The organism is Archangium sp. (assembly GCF_036277355.1).
Classification (GTDB): Bacteria; Myxococcota; Myxococcia; order Myxococcales; family Myxococcaceae; genus Archangium.
This window is the reverse complement of the sequence record NZ_DASUNC010000140.1, coordinates 86,448-105,920: the sequence shown is the minus strand read 5'-3', so window position 1 is coordinate 105,920 and position 19,473 is coordinate 86,448. Positions and strand designations below refer to the sequence as shown.

Below are 19,473 nucleotides of genomic sequence, written 5' to 3'. Positions count from 1 at the left end.
CCACCCCCCACAGGCCCGGGCGACCCCCGCACCGGGCGTGAGGTAGGAGTTTTCCACGGGTACCAGACCGCTGCCCACCACCCCCCCGCCCCGAGCGTCCGATTCAGGATAGTCAGAACTTCCAGTTTTACCCGGATGTCCGACGGCTCACGGGGCGCGCCGTCACTCGAAGACGCGGAGGACGGCGAAGAGGATCTCCAGGACGATGAGCAGGACGATGGTGAGCTCCAGGGTGAGGGAGCGGTCCGTGTCCACCTCGCCCTTGAGCAGGCTGTACGTCTGGGCCAGCAGTTGCTGCTTGCGCGTCACCGAGGCCTGCCACGCCGGAATACGCATGCGCTTGACGGAGGCCTCGTACACCTTGGCCAGGTAGAAATCGCCGATGATTTTCAGGCTGTTCTCCACGCGCTCGATGAACTCGTTGAGGTCCACCAGGGTGGCGAGCGTCTCGCGGGCCAGGGCGCGGTAGGGGCTGCGCAACAGGCCGAGGAAGCCATGGCGCCTGGCCTGCACCTCGTCGTGGATGCGGCCGATGTGCGCGTCCAGCAGGTAGTCGTAGTAGCGGAACTCGAGCAGCTGGGCGTTGGCCACTTCCAGCAGGTCCGGGATGTCGCTGGAGCCGGAGGGCTCGTAGACGAAGGCGCTGTTCCAGTCGATGACGGCCAGGTCCTCCACGGTGTAGCTGAAGCGCGACTGGGTGACGGCCTCGCGCTCGCGCGAGGACAGGGGCTTGTCGTTCACCTCGCCGAGCAGCACCCGGGCCAGGTCCGCGCGCGCCATCAGCTCCTCGGCGGAGGGGTTGCCCTGAATCCGCTCGACGAAGAGGACGGTGTAGCTCTCGTTCTGGTCCCACAGGTGCGGCCCCTGCACGGCGGGGGAGATCATCCTGCGCACGGACTCGATGAGCTCCACGGCGAGCTCCTCGAGGGCCACGCTGTCATAGAGCTCGTCGGCGAGCGAGATGAGGGGCTCGAGCGTGGTGTCCGGGGCGACGGGGACGCGCAGGATGATGGAGGCGGCGCCATGGTCGAAGAGGCGCGCCGTGACGTCCACGGTGACGGGCCCCTGGCGCAGGGCGAGCGCGCGCCGGCCCAGCTCGAAGGCCAGGGGCGGGTTGGGCAGCTGGAGGTACTGGCTGTTCTCCCGGCCGAGCTTCAGGCGGCGGGCATCCGAGGAGATGACCCGGCGGGCCTGCTCGAGGTTGATCTCCTCGGCGATATCAAAGGTGCGGTAGCAGAGGACGTGGGCCTTCTCGAAGACGAGGGGAGCGGAGGCGGCCATGGGGGGCCGTACCTTAGCCGCTCATTCGGCCCAGAGGAGGCGCAACGGAAGCTCCAGGGCGTTGAAAGGTTCGGCACGGACGGTGCTGAGGCCCGAGTGCAGGGCGGTGAGCGCGTAGCGGCGGCCGTCGAGTTGGAGCACCTCCAGGGTGCGCACCTCGGGATCCACCAGCCACACGTGGCGGATGCCCTCGCGGGCGTAGAGGGGCAGCAGGTGGGCGCGCTCCTCGGGGTGGGAGAGCACCTCGCAGACCCAGTCCGGGGCGAGCGCGATGCCGGAGGTGCCGCGGGCCATGCGCGGCAGGCGCTCGCGCCGCCAGCCGATGAGGTCCGGCGAGAGGACGCTCTGGCCGAGGTGGATTTCGAGCCCGGAGAGCAGCAGCCAGCCGCCGGAGGTGCCGCGGCCGGCGCCGTAGGTGGCGATGAGCTCGGCGCCGAGCTGCGAGGCGGCATACGCATGCAGCGCGGCCGAGCGGGAGCTGACGGGGCGCGTGGCCAGCGACAGCCCCTTGCGGCGCAGGGGAAGGGGCTCGGCCTGGGACAGGAAGGCGGTGCTCAACATGGCGGTCATGAGGAATGTCATGTTGCAGAGAGGTCTGACATCCGCCGGGCGTCGTACCGCTCTTTCCGATTTTTCCCTAATCCCCAGTTTCTTGGTTATTGAGAGCGTCGGAGAAGTCGAGCTGGGAGAGGAGGCTGTCGGTGAGGCGCTGGGCGCAGTCGGGGGCGGGGCTGGGGTGGAGGGCGCACTGGCGGCGGGCGAGGGCCTCGGGGGCGGAGGCGGCGCGCTCGAGGCGCTCGAGGTAGGGCTTCCAGTCGTCGCGGGCGAGCTGGCGCACGGGGAGGTCGGACTCCTCGACGTGGGCGGGGGCGCGGGCGGCGGCGGCCTGGGCCTTGGAGCGGTAGGACTGGAGCGTCTCGCGGGCCTTGCGAGCGGACTCGGAGAAGCCCTGGAGGGCCTGTTGAATGGCAGTCCAGTCCTTGCGCGCCCACGCATCGGCGTAGAAGCCACGCCAGGCGAACTGCCGCTGCTGACACTGGCTCTCGGTGAAGCCGTAGCCGGTGCCCATGGAGCGCTCACCGGAGGCGAGGTCCACCCAGTTGGCCTCCTCGACGGCGGCACAGGCATCGGCCATCCAGCGGTTGTAGTCGGCCTGCAAGGACATCCATTCCTTGAAGGCGGGAGGCTTGGACTTCTTGAGGGGGACGATGACCTTGTCGAGTGCCTTGTTCATGGCCTTCTTGAGGCACTCGGCGCGCTGCTGCTCCATGAACTTCATCTCGACGTTGGAGTCAGGCGTCTGCTTTGGAGGAGGACAGGCCTTGCGGGCCCAGGCGTCGACGGGACTGGGATTGGCCGCGAGAACGAGAGCGAGGGTCGGTGCGAGGAGCATGGGGCTGCTCTACCACGGCCAGGAGGGGGCCCGATGCACCCGCCTCCCGCGGTGGACACTCAGTCCTCTGGTGTATGCGGCGGGAAGACGACCGGCTTGCCCGGGCCGGGCGCATCATCGGGAAGATTGCCGATATGCCCCGGGGTGGGAATGGGCCGGTCTCCGGCCTGCCGCGTGGAATGGCCCTCGTCGTCCTCTGGAAGCGCGGGCTCGTGCTTCGGCCTGTCGTGCTCGCCCATGGTGTCTCCTCCTTTTCCTGCTCAAGCTAGGAATGGGAGCCGCCCGGGGCAGCCACGCGAGACGCCCTACCTGGGCGCCGGGGGAGCGAGCACGGTGCGCACGTCCCAGAGCTCCGGGAAGAAGCGCAGATCCAACGCCTTGCGCAGGAATCCCACGCCCGAGGAGCCGCCGGTGCCCTGCTTGAAACCGATGACTCGCATCACCGTCATCATGTGCCGGTAACGCCAGAGCTGGAAACGCTCCTCCACGTCCACCAGCTTCTCGCACATCTCGTACGCATCCCAGTGCTTCTCGGGGCTCTCGTAGATGTGGCGGAACACCTCCATCACCGCCGCGCTCTTCTCATACGGCTCGCGCCAGTCGCGCTCCACCCGGTCCGCCGGCACCGCGTGGCCCTGGCGCGACAGGTGACGCAGGAACTCGTCATACACGCTGGGCGAGTGCAGGATGCGCTCGAGCTGCGCGTGCACCCCCGGCATGTGCTTGAAGGGCCCCAGCGAGTGCTCGTCCTTGTGGCCGAGCAGGAACTCCAGCGCCCGGTACTGGTGGCTCTGGAAGCCCGAGGCCTGTCCCAGCGCGCCGCGGAACTCGAGGTACTCATTGGGCGTGAGCGTCTCCAGCACGCTCCACTGCTCGAAGAGCATCCGCTGGATGTGGCCCACCCGGGAGAAGATCTTGAACGAGGGCTCCAGGTTGTCGGCCTGGATGTAATGGATGACGGCCGTCAGCTCATGGACGAGCAGCTTCATCCACAGCTCGCTCGTCTGATGCTGGATGATGAAGAGCAGCTCATCATGGTGCGGCGGCTGCGAGCGGGGCACCTGCGCGGACAACAGACGGTCCAGCTGCAGGTAATCGCCGTACGTGGTCCGTCCGGCCAGGTCGGTGAAGATTCCGGGTTCCAGCTCGCGCTTGTTCATGATGCCCAACAATGGCGGGCCCGCCACGGGCCCGCAAGAACCGGACCCTCTCCAAGGAGCAGGGAGAGGGTCCGATTCGACTCCGGCTCGGCCGGGGTACGGCTCAGCCCGCGTTCTTGGCCTCGGCGAGCGCCTTGGCGGCGGCGCGGCCACGCGGCAGCTTGATGTCCTCGACGCTGTTGGGCTCGGCGTAGTCCACCCAGTTGTTCGGGCGGCGGTTGGTCTTCTCCAGCATGCGCAGCTTCTGGTAGTGCGCGGCGCAGTAGCCCTTGGTGCGGCTGGGCTTGCCGCAGCCCTTGATGGCGCACTCGCGGGCACCACCCTCGGCGGCCGGCTTGCGGCCGCGCTTCTTGCCACCGGACGCCGCCGGAGCGGGAACCGACGCCGCGCGAGCCGGACGGCCCGGACCCCGGCGGGCCGGAGCCGCGCCACCGCGGCTACCACCGCTCACGCCAAACAGGGGGCCCACCGCGCCCGCCAGCGGCGCCAGCTGCTCCGCCACCGTGCGGAGACGGTCGAGATCCGCCGTGCCCGCCTCCAGACGCGACACCAGGTCACGCAGCGGCTTGATCTGCGCCTCGATCTCGTTGCGAACCATCTCCCGGAATGCCTTGTCGACCGACATGCTCGTGTTTCCTCTCTGGATGAACCGTCTCGGGGGGCGAGCCGGTCATCTGGGGGTTGTGTTCAAGGGCCTGTTCTATTCAACAGCTGCCCAGACATGACGCCACCAATACACGAGTTGTCGCTTAAAAATAAATAAAGATTGCGTCTGACGTGAAGATTGTCGCCAGCAACCAGACACACCTGAACTTCCGTTCACGCCTGAAACAGACAGACATCGGCGTGATCCGCCGGGAATACGGACCGGGCGCGGCGCATCTCCAGCCACAATTCCTCGCGTGTGGCCGCTATCTCCCGGACGAGGTCCGCTTGTTCTCGCGCATCGAGAGCCGCGGCGAGCCGGGGAAAGAGTTGGAGCTCCAGGGAGCGGACGTGGGCCACCGCCGCGTCCTCGAGGGCCATCAACCGCACCTGCCACTCGAGGCTGTCCTGGGGAAACCACTCCAGCTCGGCCATCAGCTCGTGCATGGCCAGGAGGACCTCGGCCTCCTGGAGGGCCCGCGCCTGGCCTTCCACCCGCACCACCAGGGGCTGCAGGTGACGCTCCGTGAGGCGCACGTGCAGCCAGAGCGCCTCGAGCAGCTCCTCCACCCGCTCCGGCGCTGGCGGCCCCTCCGCCCCCGGTGCCAGCGCCTCGAAGCACGCCAGCAACTCCCTCTGCTTCCCTGACAGCATCTCGAAAGGGCCCATGGCCCCACAACCATCGCCACCCCACCCGGGGCGGACAACCACCGGGCCATTTGTCCAATGTCCGAACCAATGCGTGGCAGGCAGGCGGGCGAAGGCCCTCTGTCATCCGGGCCGGGCATCTCCATCTTCCCTCCCCGTGGAAGCCACCCTGAACCCCGTGCGCCGAGCGGTCTTCCGTTTCGCCGAGACCGGCGCGGCGCTCTCCGCCCTCTACCACCGCGCCCGCCTGCTCGGCGCCGAGCACCTGCCTGCCCGGGGCCCCGTCCTGCTCGTGGGCAATCACGGGCTGTGGGGTTATGAAACGCCTGCCTTCTTTCATTTGATACATCGCGCTACAGGCCGCTACCCATTGGGCCTGGCCGAGCGAGGCTTCTTCAAAATCCCCCTGGTGAGAACCGTTCTGCCCTGGTTGGGAGGCGTCGAGGGCACCCGGGAGAATGCCCTCGCCTCCCTGGGACAGGGACACCTCGTCGTCTGTTATCCGGGCGGCGCGTGGGAGACGTTCAAGAAGCCTCGTCACCATTACACGCTGCGGTGGGAAGGCACGCTCGGCTTCGTCCGGCTGGCCGCCCAGGCGGGGGTGCCCATCGTCCCCTTCGCCGGCTTCGGCGTGGATGGCACCTTCCTCTGCCCCGAGGACGAGCGCTGGTGTGTCCCGCTCGCACCCGGTGAAAAATACCGGGTGCCCCTGGGCATGGGCCTGGGTCCCCTTCCTCTGCCCGTGAAGATGACCTTCGCCGTGGGCCCGTCCCTGGAGCCCCCTCCGGCGGATGCACCCGAGTCCCGGTTGAAACACTTCCGTGACCGGATCGCCACCCGGGTGCACCACCTCCTCATCCGAGCCTGCCATGCGTGAAGCCACCCTTCCCGCCCTGCCCCGGCTCGTCCCCGAGCCCGAGGAGATTCAGCAGGGTTATGAGCTGGCCCTCGAGCAGCGCCTGGTGCGCGGCCATCCGGTGCGGCTCTTCACCTTCCCCGGGGGCAGCCTCGACGAGTCGCGCACCGTGCTGTGCCTGCCCGGACTGGGAGCCTCGGGCCGCTCGTTCGCGCCCATGCGGCCCCTGGCGGCCGAGCGGCGGCTCCTCCTGTGGACGCCCACGCCGCAGACGCCGCTGACGCATACGCCGCTGCAGTGGAACCTCGCCGCCCTGAATCACCCGGACGCGCGGCTCCCCGAGCGCTTCGCCCTGGTGGGCTCGTCCTTCGGCAGCCTCATCTCCATCGCCTATGCGCTGGCCCACCCCGAGCGCCTCAAGGCGCTGGTGCTGGTGTCACCGGTGGCCAGCGTGCAACGCGTGCGGCGCTGGGCGCTCGCCCTGTCCACGCTGGTGCGCATGCCCAAACCCTTCGCCTACCTCTTCGCCCCCACCGTGGCGCGGGTGCTCGGCGGCCGTCACCTGCCCCCCGAGGGCCGGTCCGAAATCGTCCGCGAGGCGCGCCGCCTCTCGCCCCTGGAGCTGCTGCGGCGCCTGGAGGACATCCTCGCCGCGGACTACCTGGAGGACCTCGAGCACCTGCGCGTGCCCACCCTCATCCTCCACGGCGCCAGGGATTTGCTGGTGCCCCTCTCCTACGCCCGCGACGTGGCCGCGCGCATCCCCGGCTCGCGCCTGGAGGTCATCCGCGAGGCCAGCCACCTGCCGTACATGAGCCACACCGACGCCTTCAACGCCTTCGTCGGCGACTTCCTCGCCCCACACGGCTCGTAGGACTCCGGACAGGACTCCGAACAGGACACCCTGGACCAGGCCACCCGGCTCTCCCGCGCCGCACGGATGTTCCTCTCGCGCCGCGAGGGATTGAAGGACGTCGCCACCGAAGTCCCCGCCCTGCGCCGCATCGCCCACCGCTTCATCGCCGGAGACACCCTGGAAGAGGCCGTCTCCGCCGTGAAGGAGCGTCTGGTTCGTGATGAAGAACCTGGTGAAGGGTTAGCGCTCCACCCGCTGCCGTCCGGTGAGCCGCAGCGCGGCATCCTGCGCCGTGTGCACCAGCGCCCAGAAGGCGGACACGCCCGCCTGCGCATAGAGCATCCACGCCGGCACGCCGGCCCTGGCCAACTTGTGGATGAGCTCCAGCGCGTCTCCCAGCTCCTCGTTGGCCACGCGGGCACTCGCCCACCGGCCCCACAGCCCGAGGAAGCCCTCCACCCGCCGCACCACCGGGTTCACCGGCGCCGCGGGCTCCACCCACACGAGGCCGTCCTCCTGCCCGGGCTCCTGGGGCTCGAGCGAGGGCTCGTGGGCCTTCCGGGAGAGCTCGGCGGCCAGGACGGGACGGTGCGAGTCCGTGAGCCCATCCTCCACGTCCCCTTCCATCCCAAAGGCGCTCAGCAGGGGGAACGCCTGCCGGGGATCATACGGGTATTGGACGTTCATGACGCTCATTCAGAATGCCTCCGCCGTCTGCAGCAGGCTCAGCAGGGCCGAGCGCTGCTCCCTCGCCACCTTCCGCCCCTCCCCCGTCAACTCGTAATACCGCCTCGGACGTCCGCCTCTTTCGGGCATGGGGTCTCCCTCGAAGCTGCGCAACAACCCCTCCCGCTCCAGCGCCTTGAGCGCCGGGTACACGGACCCTTCGTTCAGGTGGATCTTCCCGTTCGTCCTCTCCCGGACCCGCTCGATGATCTCCAGCCCGAAGCCCTTCCCGCCGATCAGCGACATCAGGATGGCGGTCCGGGCGGAAATCGGAGTGTCCATGGAGCTGGAGACTAACCGGGAATTCCTGGCCTGCAACCTGAAGGTTTGAGGTTGCCCCCTCGTGACGGAAACCGGTCAGACGGGCAGGGACGCGAAGGCCGAGTCCTGGGCGAGCCCCCGCCGGGCCCGCTTGCGGCGCACCGGCGTCCAACGGGCCGGGAGGAGCTTCTCGGTGAGCACCGAGCGGCGCGAGAGCGACAGCCCGTCCTCGCAGCCCTCGTCCAGCCGCGAGCCCTCCACCTGGAAGTAGCACAGCGTGAGCTCCATCATCTCACCCCCGTCCTGCTTCCAGGACTCCATGGCTGGCACGGTATCCTCAATCCCTGAGGATTGCAACATTCCACTCCTGCTGTCCTTCATGAGGCTCCCCCCCTTTCTGGCGTGGCCCCCGACACGGGGGGTCCGACAGACGGACGCATTCAACACGCCCCCTCTGTCACAGAGACGGAGACCCACCGATTGCCTGGCGAAGACGCGGCCAGGGACGCTCGAAGAGCGGACAACCTGACCCGATGGGATGTTCCCGGCGCGGGGCTTGCCGCCCCCCGCGGATGACGATACGTGTGGACGCCTGCCATGCGCCGCGCCCTGTCCACCCTGCTCGCGCTCGCCCTCGCCCTGCTGCTGGGCGCGACGGCCGCGCGCGCGGCGGAGGACACGTCCTGCGACGACTGCCGCGAGAGCACCACTCCGTGCCCCGCCTCGTGCCTGGCTTGTCCCTGTGGCCGCATGGTGTCCCCCCTGCCCGTGGAAGCTCCCTCGCTCCCACCGGCCTGGCTGCAAGACGTGCCGGATGGATGGACGGAACCCCTTCCTCCGCCCCTCCGGTTGCACGCGCGTGACGTATTCCAGCCTCCCCGTGCCTGAAATTCAACTTCCCCTTTGTTCTTTTATTTCTGGGTTCGGGTTTCCGGGGGTTTAGCGCCTCGGAGTCCGTCCGTCCCATTCCTTTCCGCCCGGGCCCCAAGCCCTCGCGGAGGAGCAGACCATGCGTTTCTTGAAGACCCTGTGCGTCCTGGGTGGCCTCGCGGCCGCCGGATGCGCCACCACCTCCACGCCCCACGGCAACCTCAGCTCGCTGAGCGTCGCCTCCTCCCAGGACGCCGCCTTCTGCGAGCACCGCGTCCCCCAGGAGAACTGCACCCGCTGCCACCCCGAGCTCGCCCCGCGCTTCCAGGCCGCCAAGGACTGGTGCGGCGAGCACGGCGTCCCCGAGTCCCAGTGCTTCACCTGCCACCCGGACCTGTCCTTCGAGCCGCTGCCCGTGCTCGCCCCCGGCGCGGACCTGGTGAAGCTGTCCCACGAGGGCGAGGACGTGCCCGAGCTCGCCCCCCACGCCGTGCCCGGCAAGGTCACCGTCTTCGACTTCTATGCCGACTGGTGCCCCCCCTGCCGCAAGGTGGATGCCCACATGTTCCCCCTGCTCAACACGCGCGGGGACATCGCCTACCGCAAGCTCAATGTCGTCTCGTGGGACTCGCCCGTCGCGAAGCGCCACCTCGCGCAGGTGGAGAACCTTCCGTACCTCCTCGTGTATGGGAAGGACGGGAAGCTCGTGCGCGCCGTGAAGGGGTTCGACCCCGCCGCGCTGGATGCCGCCCTGGCCGAGGCGGGTGCGCGATGAGATGGGTGCCCGTCGCCGTGGGCCTGCTGGGGCTCGCCATTCCCAACCGCGCCGCCGCCTGCGCGGGTTGAAGCAATCCCAACCTCCCGGTCGGGAGGGATTCCCTGTCCACCCTTCGCGCCGGAGAAACCGGCGTCTCCCTGTCCACGCTCGCCACGTCCGTCCATGTGGTGCATCCCTCCGAGTGCCCGGACATCGGCCCCATCTGCCAGGTGCGGGACGAGCCTCCGCAGCTCCATGACCAGCACTTCACCATCGCCGAGCTGCGCGCCACGCTGGAGCACGGCATCACCGATGCCCTCGGCGTGGAGGTGCAGCTGCCCCTGCGCCTGAGCGCCACCACCGTGCGCTTCACCACGCTCGAGGGCACGCCCCTGACGCTCGACTACGAGAACATCCACCACCGCGATGAGACGCTGTTCGGTCTCGGAGATCCGTGGGTGCTGGGGCGCCATGCGTGGCGGCTCGGGGACGTGGGCCTGGCCGCGCGGCTCGGGGTGACGGTTCCGCTGGGAAATACGGTGGAGAATCCGTTCGCCCTGGGTGCCCGGGGGCTGCCGCATCAGCATGTGCAGTTCGGTACGGGCACCGTGCAGCCGTTGCTCGGCCTGGAGGCCTCGCGCTCCTGGGGGAACTGGGGCGCTCGCGTCTATGGCCAGGCACAGCTGTCCCTCGCGGAGAACCGGTTCGGATATCAGAGCGGCAGCCGCTTCGCCGCCGGGGTCTCCGCCGAGGGGCCTGTCATCGGTGCGCTGCGCTTCTCGGTCAGCGCCGATGTCGTCAACGAGCAGCCCGAACGCTGGGATGGGCTCGTCCAACAGGATGGCAACCTCGGCCGCACCGATGTCCTCGCTGGCGCGGGACTGGCGTATCCCGTGGGCGCCGTGCGGCTCGGGTTGAACCTCCGGGTGCCCGTGTACCAGCACATCATCGGACACCATGGACAGCTCACGTATCCGGGCATCCTCCAGGTGACCGCGGGCTCCACCTTCGGCGGGAATTGAGCACGGTGGTGCAGACCCTCACCCTTTCCCTCTCCCAGAGGGAGAGGGTGGGGGGCACGGTGTCTCCCGGGGTTCTGTGTGGCTGGCTTTTCAGCCTTGATGGGCTTCGTGGCCCAGGTCCTTCGCCGCCGACTCCACCGGGTCCGGACGCTTGTCCCTCATCGTCACGAACTCCTCCGCCGCCGTCGGGTGGATTCCCACCGTCGAGTCCAACTGCTTCTTCGTCACCCCACACTTCAACGCCACCGCCATCCCCTGGATGATCTCCGGCGCGTCCGCTCCCACCATGTGGAAGCCCAACACCCGCCCACCCTCGCGCTCGACGATGACCTTCATCATCGTCCGCTCGTCCCGCCCGCTCAGCGTGTGCTTCATCGGCCGGAAGTTGGACACGTATACGTCCACCTTGCCGTAACGCTCCCGCGCCTCGAGCTCCGTACACCCCACCGTCCCCACCGGCGGCTGGCTGAACACCGCCGACGCCACCCCCGTGTGGTCCATCTTCGTCGGGTTGTCGTGGAAGACAGTCTCCGCCAACGCCCGGCCCTCGGCGATCGCCACCGGCGTGAGGTTGATGCGGTCCGTCACGTCCCCCACCGCGTAGATGCTCTCCACGCTCGTGCGCGACCACTCGTCCACCTCCACCGCCCCCCGCTCGTCCAGCCGCACTCCCACCTCGCCCAACCCCAGCCCCTTCGTGTTCGGCACCCGCCCCGTCGCGTACAACACCGCGTCCACCTCGAGCGTGTCCCCCATCCGCGTCAGCAGGCTCAACGTCCCGTCCGCCCGCTTCTCGATGTCCCGGATGAACGTCTCGGGCCGGATGTCGATGCCCTTCTTGCGCATCTCCTGCGTGAGCATCGCCCGGATGTCGTCGTCGAAGCCGCGCAGCACCGTGTCGCCCCGGATGAGCATCATCACCTTCGCCCCCAGTGCGTTGAAGATGCCCGCGAACTCCACCCCGATGTAGCCCCCTCCCACGATCGCCAGCCGCTTCGGCAGCTCCGTCAGTCCCAGCGCGCCGTCCGAGGAGAGGGCGTGCTCGATGCCCGGCACCTCGGGAAGGAAGGGATGCGAGCCCGTCGCCACCAGGATGCGCTCCGCCGTGTAGCGCTGGCCATCCACCTCCACCGTGTGCCCGTCCACCACCCGGCCCCGGCCCTCGATGAGTTGGACTCCCGAGTCCTTCAACAGCCGCCGGTAGACGCCGTCGAGCCGCTCCAATTCCTTGTCCTTCGCCGCCTGGAGCTTCTTCCAGTCGAAACCGGGCTCCGAGACCGACCAGCCATAGCCGGCCGCGTCCTCGAACTCCGCGTGGAAGTGGGCACCGTAGACGAGCAGCTTCTTGGGCACGCAGCCCCGGTGCACACACGTGCCACCGATGCGGTTGTCCTCGCAGATGGCCACGCGCGCGCCATACGAGCCCGCCCTGCGGCTCGCCGCCACCCCGCCCGAGCCCGCGCCAATCGTGAACAAGTCGAAGTCGTACTGGGGCATCGCGTGTCCTCCGTGTATGCCCCCTCTCCTCCTGGGAGAGGGTTGGGGTGAGGGATAACCCGAGATGCGCCCGCGTGAATCGGCTCGCCCATTTTACCTTCAGCTTTCCGGCGAAAAACCAACGTTCCGCAAGATTCGAACTGAGCAGGATGATTCCTTCCTCTGGGGTGCTTGACAGCAACCCACGAGTTACATAACTTGATATAAGGTCAAGGCTTGACCCGGACAGGAGAGCAACCTACCGTTCTCCTCATGAAGGAGCCGTTCAACCGCAACGAAGCCAGGAAGCGCATCCAGGAGATCTGTGCCACGGGGGTCATCGAGTCCTCCCGGCACGCCAAGGAAGAGCTGGCCAAGGACGACCTGGACATGTTCGACGTCAGGAACGTGCTGCGTGCCGGAAAGATCCTGGAGGAGGCGGAGTTGGAGAACGGCACGTGGCGGTACAGAGTCCACACCGAGCGGATGGCCGTGGTGGTTGCCTTCGTGTCCGAGTCCAAGCTGAAGATCGTCACGGCTTGGAGAAAGAAGAAATGAGGTGTGAGCGCTGCGGTGCCCAGATGAAGAGTGGCCGGGAAAACTACCTCTACGACGAGTGTGGCCTGGACACCGTGACACTCATGAACGTGGAGGTCCGCCGCTGCCGCGAGTGCGGTGAGTACGAAGTCGATATTCCGCGCCTCGATGAGTTGCACCGGCTCATCGCCCAGGAGGTGGCGTCCAAGAAGACCCGCCTCACCCCGAAAGAAGTCAGGGCCCTACGCAAATATCTGGGCTTCTCCGGTGCCGACTTCGCCGAGGTCCTGGATGTCACGCCCGAGACCGTCTCGCGGTGGGAGACCGGCAAGAAGCAGATGAGCCCCGTCGCGGAGCGGGCACTCCGGCTGATGGTCTTCGTTCGCGCTCCCATCGCCGAGTATCCGCTCGAGATGCTGGCGGAGATTGCCCAGGGAGAAGCCGTTCCCCTGCGCATGAAGCTCCGCGATTCGCGGGCCCACTGGAAGGCCGAAGAAGCCGCGGCAGCGTAGAGCAGCAGGGCACTGACCGAGGCCCGCTTGTCCACCATCCGGTGCATGCCCACCTCCAGCGTACGGGCGGTGCACCGCCGGGGGTCGGTAGATGGAAGTGCTCTCGAGGCAGGCAGCCAGGCTGGCAGTGGATGGGCATGAGCACGGGCAGCACACCTGGAAGCGAGGGCTCGGCGCGGGCGTGCTTGGCACCCTGGCCCTCACTGTTTCCGAGCCCCTCCGCGACTCGCGGCTCGGGCATCCGCCTCCCTACTCGGTGAGCCACATCGCCAGACGAGCCGCTCGCGCGTGGCTCGGCGTCCGGCTGCGTCCCCGTGAAGCCCAACGGTGGGGACTCGCCATGCGCTGGCTCTACGGGCCCACGCTCGGGGTGCTCGGTGTCTGGCTCCGGCCCCTGGCCCCCGTGCCCCTCCATGGCCTCCTGCTCGGCGGCGGCGTGTGGCTCTTCGAGCGGCTCTCCTTTCCGCTCCTGCGCGTCACTCCGCCCCCGCGCACCTGGTCTCCCGCCGAGCGCCGGTGGCTCGCCCTTCAAGCCCTGCTCTTCGGCCTCGTCACCGCGTCCGCGCTCCCGCACAGGCAGGCGGACGTGCTCGCGCGTGCACGCCCGCCTTCCGAGGGATGGCTCCCCGTTGCACCCGGCGCCCCCCTCTCCCCAACTTGAACCCGTCAACGTTTCAAGTGTCCGGAGGAGCGGCGAATGTGGGCTCGCTGGTTGAACGTCATCCTGGGCTTCTGGCTGGTGTCCGCGCCTTTCGTACTCGATTACCGGCTCCAGGAAGCCCAGCTGAATGACCTGTGCGTGGGGCTGGGTGTCATGCTGCTGGCCCTCGCGGCCATCGCCATTCCCAGGCTGCGCTACGCCAACACCCTGCTCGGCGTGTGGCTCATCGTCTCGCCCTTCCTGCTGGGCTTCGGCGGCTACCGCGCCGCCACCCTCAACGACGTCATCGTGGGCCTGCTCGTCACCGCCCTGTCGCTCGTCTGGGACCACCGCGACTGGACGCCTCATCGCAGGCCCGTCACCCCCTGACGCATCGTCCATTGCCAGACGGCCGCACGACACGCTCCCCCGGCACGGCCCGGCACGGGTGTACTGCATGGACTCCCCGCCACCGGAGGAGCACCCCATGCACCCCTTCCTGAAGCCCTGCCTCATCGCGGCGAGCACCCTCGCCCTCACCGCGTGTGTCACGCTCGGCCAGCAGAAGACGGCCGCGCCCCCGCTCACCTGCGCCCCCGGCACCGTGGAGCTCATGAAGAAGCTGCGCCTGGAGCCCGGCCAGCAGGGCGCCCTGCAGCTCGAGGCCTCCCAGCCCGGAGGCCCCAACGACTACGGCGTCTACCGCCAGGGCCAGGTGACGAGCCGCCTGGAGAGCGCCGTGGGAGACCTGCCCGCGGGCACGCTCGTCTCGGGCACGCTGTGGATGGACACCGGCAAGGTCCAGGTGCGCTACACCCAGGCGAGCCTGCCCGATGGAGAGAGCCACCCCGTGTGCCTCGTGCTCGGCGCCTCGGCGCCCGGCGGCGTCTACGCCGAGGCCGGCACCACCCCCACCGCCATCACCCTGCCCAAGAGCCTCCCCTTCACCGTCGTCTCCCAGTTCGAGTGAGCGGAGCCGGGTGTTTTCCGGGGGGCATCCCTACCTTGGAAGGCAATGCCCCTGCGCATCGAAGACTACGCCCTCATCGGTGACACCCAGAGCGCCGCCCTCGTCGGGAAGGATGGCTCCATCGACTGGCTGTGCCTGCCACGCTTCGACGCCGATGCCTGCTTCGCCGCCCTCCTGGGCTCCGAGCAGCATGGGCGCTGGCTGCTCGCCCCCTCGGGAGGCATCCGCCGCGTCCAACGCCGCTACCGCCCCGGCACCCTCATCCTCGAGACGGACTTCGAGACGGACACCGGCACCCTGCGCGTCGTCGACTGCATGCCCCCGCGCGGCCGCGAGCCGGACCTGGTGCGCGAGGTGCTGTGCCTGAAGGGCCACGTCTCCGTCCACATGGTGCTCGCCATCCGCTTCGGCTACGGCAGCCGCACGCCCTGGGTCCACTCCCTCGACGGCCGCTTCTGCGCCATGGCCGGGCCCGATGCCCTCATCCTCTGCTCCGACGTGCCCCCGCGCCTGGAGGGCTCCACCCTCCGCGCCGGCTTCTCCCTCTCCGCCGGCCAGTGCGCCCGCTTCCTCCTCACCTGGTACCCCTCGCACGAGCCCGTCCCCACCTGCATCGACCCGGCCACCGCCGTGGAGAACACGGAGGCGTGGTGGCGCGAGTGGTCCTCGCACTGCACCCATGACGGCCCCTGGCGCGAGCAGGTGCTGCGCTCGCTCATCGTCCTCAAGGCCCTCACCTACTCGCCCACGGGCGGCATCGTCGCCGCGCCCACCACCTCGCTGCCCGAGGCCCTCGGCGGCGTGCGCAACTGGGACTACCGCTACTGCTGGCTGCGCGATGCCACCTTCACGCTGCTCGCCCTGCTGGACGCCGGCTACCGCGAGGAGGCCAGCGCCTGGCGCGACTGGCTCCTGCGCGCCGTGGCCGGCGAGCCCGATGAGCTTCAAATCATGTATGGCGTCGCCGGCGAGCGCCGCCTCATGGAGCAGGAGCTGCCCTGGCTCTCCGGCTACCAGGGCGCGAGCCCCGTGCGCCTGGGCAACGCGGCCGTGTGCCAGTTCCAGCTCGACGTCTTCGGCGAGGTGCTCGACTGCCTGCACATGGCCCGGCGCTCGGGGGTGCCCGCGCGCGAGGAGTCGTGGAACCTCAAGCGCCACCTGCTCGACTTCCTCGAGTCCAACTGGGAGCGCCCCGACGAGGGCATCTGGGAGGTGCGCGGCCCGCCCCAGCACTTCACCTACTCGAAGGTGATGGCGTGGGTGGCGGTGGACCGGGCCATCAAGACCGTCGAGCAGTACGGCCTGCCCGGGCCGGTGGAGCGCTGGAGGGCCCTGCGCGCGCGCATCCACGCCCAGGTGTGCGAGCGCGGCTATGACGCGGGGCGGGGCAGCTTCGTCCAGGCCTATGGCAGCCGGGAGTTGGACGCGGCGCTGCTGCTCATTCCGCAGCTCGGCTTCCTGCCGCCGTCGGACCCGCGCGTGGTGGGCACGGTGGACACCATCCAGCGCGAGCTGAGCGAGGGCGGGCTGGTGCGCCGCTATGACACGCGCCGCTCGGAGGACGGACTGCCGCCGGGCGAGGGGACATTCCTGGCGTGCTCCTTCTGGCTGGCGGACGCGCTCACGCTGCTGTGCCGGCTGGACGAGGCGCAAGCCCTCTTCGAGCGGCTGCTGTCGCTGTGCAACGACGTGGGGCTGCTCGCCGAGGAGTACGACCCGCGCACGAAGCGGCAGCTGGGCAACTTCCCCCAGGCCTTCAGCCACGTGGCCCTCATCAACACCGCGCAGAACCTCACCTCCCCGAGCTGCCCCATCACCGAGCGCCCGCGGGCATAGGGCTGGGAAGAGGTCTGCCTGGCAGGAGTATAGGAGCGCACTCGGGAGCCTGCTTCAGGTGGTGCCCCGGTGAGGGTCGGCGCTACATTGGGACCATGGCGCGTATGACCGTCTCCGATCTCCTGCACTTGAGCGTGGCCGAGCGCATCCAGCTGGCCGAAGACCTGTGGGACAGTGTCGCCGCGCACCCCGAGCAGGTGACGACCTCCGAGGAACAACTGGCGGAGCTCGAGCAGCGGCTGGCCGAGTTGGATGCGAACACCGAGGCAGGTGAGTCCTGGGATGTGGTCAAGGCACGCATTCTCGACTCCCTGTGAAACGCTCGCTGGAGATCCGGAAGCCCGCCCAGGCCGACATCACGGACGCGGCCCGATGGTGTGAACCGCACGGCCAGGCGCTCACGGGTATAGCCCTTGCCCCTCGTGCGGCGGGCCGAGCCCTGACAGGACTCCGGGGAGTGCCCATCCTCCGCGTGAACCGGCTTCACCCACGCTTCACCCACAAGGAGTCACACCATGGCCCCCTCCATTCCCGAGAAGATGAAGGCCGCGGCGCTGGATCGCTTCGGCGGCCCGGAGGTGCTCGGCATCAAGACGGTGCCCGTGCCCGACTGCGGAGACGATGAAATCCTCATCCGCGTCGAGGCGGCGGGGGTGGGCATCTGGGATCCCCTGGAGCGGGAAGGGGAGATGGTGGGGATGATGCAAGGCAAGCCCCACTTCCCCTACGTGCCCGGCACCGACGGCGCGGGCGAGGTGGTGGCCGTGGGGAAGAACGTGCGGCGCTTCCAGGTGGGGGAGCGCGTCTACGCCGCCGCCTTCCTGAGCCCCAAGGGAGGCTTCTACGCGGAATTCGCCGTGGCGAAGGAGAAGCACGCGGCGCGGATTCCCCGGGGAATGAAGGTGGAGCAGGCGGCGGCACTGGCGGCGGATGGCATCACCGCCCTGCAAGGGCTCGAGGACACCTTGCGGCTCCAGACGGGACAACGCCTGCTCGTCTTCGGCGCCAGCGGGGGAGTGGGACACATCGCGCTGCAGCTCGCCCGGCGGCTGGGAGCGCGGGTGCTGGCGGTGGCCTCGGGCGAGGACGGCGTGGAGCTGGCCCGCCGGCTCGGCGCGGAGGCGGTCGTCGAGGGGCACCACGGGGACGTGGAGAAGGCCTGCCGCGACTTCGCCCCGGACGGGCTCGACGCGGCGCTGGTGCTGGCGTGCAATGACAAATGCCTGAGCGCGCTGAAACACGTGCGCCAGGGCGGCCGCATCGCCCACCCGAACGGCGTGGAGCCACCGCCGCGGGGCTCCGGGGGCGTCGAGGTCATCGCCTATGACGGCATCCCGGGTCAGAAGGCGCTCGAGCGGCTCAACGAGCTCATCGAAGCGGGGCCGTTCCACCTGGAGATCGGCCACGTGTACGCGATGGAGGAGGCCGCCCGGGCCCAGAAGGAGGTGCTCCAGCACCACCTGGGCAAACTGACCCTGCGGATCCACTGAGCTGGGAACAGACGGCCCTGGCGCTATGGCATCTTCGCCCGGCCAGGGCCGGGCTTTTTCCGTGCGGCTCGGCCCCGCGCCTGTTCGCGCTGCCGCCGCTTGCGCTCCGCTTCGCTCTTGCGCGTATGGGCGGCGATCTCCCGGTCGATCATCCGCTCCAGCTTCCGCAGGAGCGCCTGGGGAAGAAACTCCGGGTACGTCCTGGGAAACCCCAGGTAGCCCTCATCGCTTCCCTCCCACCGGAGTGCCTCCTCCCCCCCGTTCACCAGGTCTCCAGCGGCTCGGAGGGCGAGTTGCAGCGCCTGCATCGAGTCGATCCCCCAGAGTTCGAACAGCTCCTTCTCGCCTGAGTGGACCCACTCCACGGTGCACTTGTAGTTACCGGTCTGAGAATCCCTGGCGGGTGCACGGACGCGAATGGAGGCACGCTGGCCAGAGCCATCCGCGCTCTCGAACCGGCGCTCCGCCATGATGGGCCCAGAAGGCCGGGTCCCCCGCATCAGTCGAGTCACCGTGGGCATGGCGTCAACCTCTCAGCTCCCGAAGTAGTTGGAACAAAAGCCCCGACACTGTTGCTCGCTCTCATTGGCCTTCGAGAAGCAAACGGCACGTATCGCGGGTTTCTCGATGTCATTGCAGAAGCTGATGAAGACCACGCCACCTGCGGCACAAGAATCGAGGCACCGGCTCAGATTCACCGGCCGTTTCGGCTTCTCCTCCTTCTTTCCTGGTGGCTTGCGAGGCCCTCTTTTCCCTGGGCCTGAGGCGAGGAGTGAAACCAGGGGCCATGCGGACTCTGCTGGCAGTTCGAATCCTGGCAGAGTGCAGGCCGTAATGAGCACGAGAGTGCGTGTCCAGGTCATGGCGCGTCCTTGATGGCCCAAGCTAACCCGAGAGAGTGGGTCCATGCCGAAGAACTCGCGTTACCCCATACCGGCACGCCTCCACCGGGTGGAGCAGGAGCTCGAGCGCAGCCGCTTCATCACCACGGTGGCCCCCGCGCCCACGGTGGAGGAGGCCAAGGCGTTCATCGCCCGCGTCCGCGAGGAGTTCCCCGACGCCAACCACAACTGCTGGGCGTACGTGGTAGGCCCGCCCGGCTCCACGGGCATGGCGGGGATGAGCGATGACGGCGAGCCGCACGGGACCGCGGGCCGGCCGATGCTGACGGCACTGCTCCACGGCAACGTGGGAGACGTGGCCGTCGTCGTCACCCGCTCTTCGGCGGAACGCTCCTGGGCAAGGGCGGGCTGGTGCGGGCCTATACCGGCTGCGTCCAGCAGGGGCTCGAGCACCTGCCCACCACCGAGCGCGTGAGCAAGGCCCGCCTCTTCGTCGAAATCGAGTACGCGAGCGTCGACGGCTTCCGCCGGATGCTCCCGGCCCACGAGGCGGAAGCCGTCTCCGAGGAGTACGCCGCCACCGTGGGCTACCAGCTCCTGCTCCCCGTCACCCGCGTGCAGTCCTTCCAGACCGCACTGCTCGACCTGACCAACGGGCAGGCCCTGATGGAAGTGCTCGACCCCGGGGAGTGACT

At 68.8% G+C, this 19,473-nt stretch carries 27 protein-coding genes; 15 read left to right on the top strand and 12 right to left on the bottom strand.

The features are described 5' to 3' along the window. Positions 1-162 precede the first annotated feature (162 nt). From VFZ09_RS33970 to VFZ09_RS33940, 7 genes are all read right to left on the bottom strand, one after another. On the bottom strand, positions 163-1,281 hold the full coding sequence (locus VFZ09_RS33970) for a hypothetical protein (RefSeq protein ID WP_329731887.1): 1,119 nt from the start codon (positions 1,279-1,281) through the stop codon (positions 163-165). A 21-nt stretch (positions 1,282-1,302) separates the two neighbouring features. Further along, complete coding sequence (locus tag VFZ09_RS33965; RefSeq protein ID WP_329731886.1) at positions 1,303-1,851, bottom strand: Uma2 family endonuclease; 549 nt, start codon at positions 1,849-1,851, stop codon at positions 1,303-1,305. A 67-nt stretch (positions 1,852-1,918) separates the two neighbouring features. Beyond that, a complete protein-coding gene (locus VFZ09_RS33960; protein ID WP_329731885.1) occupies positions 1,919-2,674 on the bottom strand; it encodes a hypothetical protein in 756 nt (251 codons plus the stop codon). Positions 2,675-2,733: 59 nt separating this feature from the next. Beyond that, a complete protein-coding gene (locus tag VFZ09_RS33955; protein WP_329731884.1) occupies positions 2,734-2,913 on the bottom strand; it encodes a hypothetical protein in 180 nt (59 codons plus the stop codon). Between the two features lie 66 nt (positions 2,914-2,979). Then, positions 2,980-3,846, bottom strand: coding sequence for a tryptophan 2,3-dioxygenase (locus tag VFZ09_RS33950; protein WP_329731921.1), 867 nt, complete (start codon positions 3,844-3,846; stop codon positions 2,980-2,982). Positions 3,847-3,937: 91 nt separating this feature from the next. Next, entirely contained in the window at positions 3,938-4,459 is a 522-nt protein-coding gene (locus VFZ09_RS33945) for a cell wall protein (RefSeq protein WP_329731883.1), read from the bottom strand. A 194-nt stretch (positions 4,460-4,653) separates the two neighbouring features. Beyond that, positions 4,654-5,148 (bottom strand): hemerythrin domain-containing protein, encoded by a 495-nt coding sequence (locus tag VFZ09_RS33940; protein ID WP_329731882.1) that lies wholly within the window; start codon positions 5,146-5,148, stop codon positions 4,654-4,656. Positions 5,149-5,305: 157 nt separating this feature from the next. On the opposite strand from VFZ09_RS33940, the gene VFZ09_RS33935 reads away from it, so the two are divergent. After that, entirely contained in the window at positions 5,306-6,004 is a 699-nt protein-coding gene (locus tag VFZ09_RS33935) for a lysophospholipid acyltransferase family protein (protein ID WP_329731881.1), read from the top strand. Next, the gene (locus tag VFZ09_RS33930; protein ID WP_329731880.1) at positions 5,997-6,857 is read left to right on the top strand and encodes an alpha/beta hydrolase; all 861 of its coding nucleotides are present in this window, start codon (positions 5,997-5,999) and stop codon (positions 6,855-6,857) included. The genes VFZ09_RS33935 and VFZ09_RS33930 overlap by 8 nt, the downstream gene beginning before the upstream one ends. Positions 6,858-7,079: 222 nt before the next feature. Here VFZ09_RS33930 and VFZ09_RS33925 read toward each other — a convergent pair whose 3' ends face one another. From VFZ09_RS33925 to VFZ09_RS33915, 3 genes are all read right to left on the bottom strand, one after another. After that, on the bottom strand, positions 7,080-7,535 hold the full coding sequence (locus VFZ09_RS33925) for a hypothetical protein (RefSeq protein ID WP_329731879.1): 456 nt from the start codon (positions 7,533-7,535) through the stop codon (positions 7,080-7,082). Then, positions 7,536-7,847 (bottom strand): PadR family transcriptional regulator, encoded by a 312-nt coding sequence (locus VFZ09_RS33920; protein ID WP_329731878.1) that lies wholly within the window; start codon positions 7,845-7,847, stop codon positions 7,536-7,538. 75 nt (positions 7,848-7,922) lie between these two features. Further along, a complete protein-coding gene (locus VFZ09_RS33915) occupies positions 7,923-8,147 on the bottom strand; it encodes a hypothetical protein (protein WP_329731877.1) in 225 nt (74 codons plus the stop codon). Between the two features lie 276 nt (positions 8,148-8,423). Here VFZ09_RS33915 and VFZ09_RS33910 point away from each other — a divergent pair, with 276 nt between their 5' ends. From VFZ09_RS33910 to VFZ09_RS33900, 3 genes are all read left to right on the top strand, one after another. Next, positions 8,424-8,714, top strand: a complete 291-nt coding sequence (locus tag VFZ09_RS33910) for a hypothetical protein (RefSeq protein ID WP_329731876.1) — start codon at positions 8,424-8,426, stop codon at positions 8,712-8,714. A 121-nt stretch (positions 8,715-8,835) separates the two neighbouring features. Next, entirely contained in the window at positions 8,836-9,471 is a 636-nt protein-coding gene (locus VFZ09_RS33905) for a thioredoxin family protein (RefSeq protein ID WP_329731875.1), read from the top strand. A gap of 170 nt (positions 9,472-9,641) precedes the next feature. Beyond that, positions 9,642-10,475, top strand: coding sequence for a hypothetical protein (locus VFZ09_RS33900; RefSeq protein ID WP_329731874.1), 834 nt, complete (start codon positions 9,642-9,644; stop codon positions 10,473-10,475). 90 nt (positions 10,476-10,565) lie between these two features. On the opposite strand, the gene gor is transcribed toward VFZ09_RS33900, so the two are convergent. After that, positions 10,566-11,972, bottom strand: a complete 1,407-nt coding sequence (gene gor, locus VFZ09_RS33895; protein WP_329731873.1) for a glutathione-disulfide reductase — start codon at positions 11,970-11,972, stop codon at positions 10,566-10,568. Positions 11,973-12,224: 252 nt separating this feature from the next. On the opposite strand from gor, the gene VFZ09_RS33890 reads away from it, so the two are divergent. The 8 genes from VFZ09_RS33890 to VFZ09_RS33855 all read left to right on the top strand — a co-directional run bounded on the left by VFZ09_RS33890 (position 12,225) and on the right by VFZ09_RS33855 (position 17,936). Beyond that, complete coding sequence (locus VFZ09_RS33890; protein WP_329731872.1) at positions 12,225-12,509, top strand: DUF4258 domain-containing protein; 285 nt, start codon at positions 12,225-12,227, stop codon at positions 12,507-12,509. Beyond that, the gene (locus VFZ09_RS33885) at positions 12,506-13,000 is read left to right on the top strand and encodes a type II TA system antitoxin MqsA family protein (protein ID WP_329731871.1); all 495 of its coding nucleotides are present in this window, start codon (positions 12,506-12,508) and stop codon (positions 12,998-13,000) included. The genes VFZ09_RS33890 and VFZ09_RS33885 overlap by 4 nt, the downstream gene beginning before the upstream one ends. A gap of 91 nt (positions 13,001-13,091) precedes the next feature. Beyond that, the gene (locus VFZ09_RS33880; RefSeq protein WP_329731870.1) at positions 13,092-13,661 is read left to right on the top strand and encodes a hypothetical protein; all 570 of its coding nucleotides are present in this window, start codon (positions 13,092-13,094) and stop codon (positions 13,659-13,661) included. A 36-nt stretch (positions 13,662-13,697) separates the two neighbouring features. Further along, positions 13,698-14,030, top strand: a complete 333-nt coding sequence (locus tag VFZ09_RS33875; RefSeq protein WP_329731869.1) for an SPW repeat protein — start codon at positions 13,698-13,700, stop codon at positions 14,028-14,030. A gap of 97 nt (positions 14,031-14,127) precedes the next feature. Continuing rightward, a complete protein-coding gene (locus tag VFZ09_RS33870) occupies positions 14,128-14,610 on the top strand; it encodes a hypothetical protein (RefSeq protein WP_329731868.1) in 483 nt (160 codons plus the stop codon). A gap of 45 nt (positions 14,611-14,655) precedes the next feature. Beyond that, entirely contained in the window at positions 14,656-16,446 is a 1,791-nt protein-coding gene (locus VFZ09_RS33865; RefSeq protein ID WP_329731867.1) for a glycoside hydrolase family 15 protein, read from the top strand. Between the two features lie 104 nt (positions 16,447-16,550). Then, a complete protein-coding gene (locus tag VFZ09_RS33860) occupies positions 16,551-16,763 on the top strand; it encodes an addiction module protein (RefSeq protein ID WP_329731866.1) in 213 nt (70 codons plus the stop codon). A 198-nt stretch (positions 16,764-16,961) separates the two neighbouring features. Then, positions 16,962-17,936 carry an NADP-dependent oxidoreductase gene (locus VFZ09_RS33855; protein WP_329731865.1) on the top strand — a complete coding sequence of 325 codons (975 nt, stop codon included), beginning with the start codon at positions 16,962-16,964 and terminating at the stop codon, positions 17,934-17,936. 23 nt (positions 17,937-17,959) lie between these two features. Here the strand turns inward: VFZ09_RS33855 and VFZ09_RS33850 are convergent, their stop codons facing one another. Next, positions 17,960-18,406, bottom strand: a complete 447-nt coding sequence (locus VFZ09_RS33850; RefSeq protein ID WP_329731864.1) for a DUF6968 family protein — start codon at positions 18,404-18,406, stop codon at positions 17,960-17,962. A 436-nt stretch (positions 18,407-18,842) separates the two neighbouring features. On the opposite strand from VFZ09_RS33850, the gene VFZ09_RS33845 reads away from it, so the two are divergent. Continuing rightward, positions 18,843-19,253 carry an IMPACT family protein gene (locus tag VFZ09_RS33845; RefSeq protein ID WP_329731863.1) on the top strand — a complete coding sequence of 137 codons (411 nt, stop codon included), beginning with the start codon at positions 18,843-18,845 and terminating at the stop codon, positions 19,251-19,253. Next, on the top strand, positions 19,250-19,471 hold the full coding sequence (locus VFZ09_RS33840) for a DUF1949 domain-containing protein (RefSeq protein WP_329731862.1): 222 nt from the start codon (positions 19,250-19,252) through the stop codon (positions 19,469-19,471). Before VFZ09_RS33845 ends, VFZ09_RS33840 begins: the two co-directional genes overlap by 4 nt. Positions 19,472-19,473 lie beyond the last annotated feature (2 nt).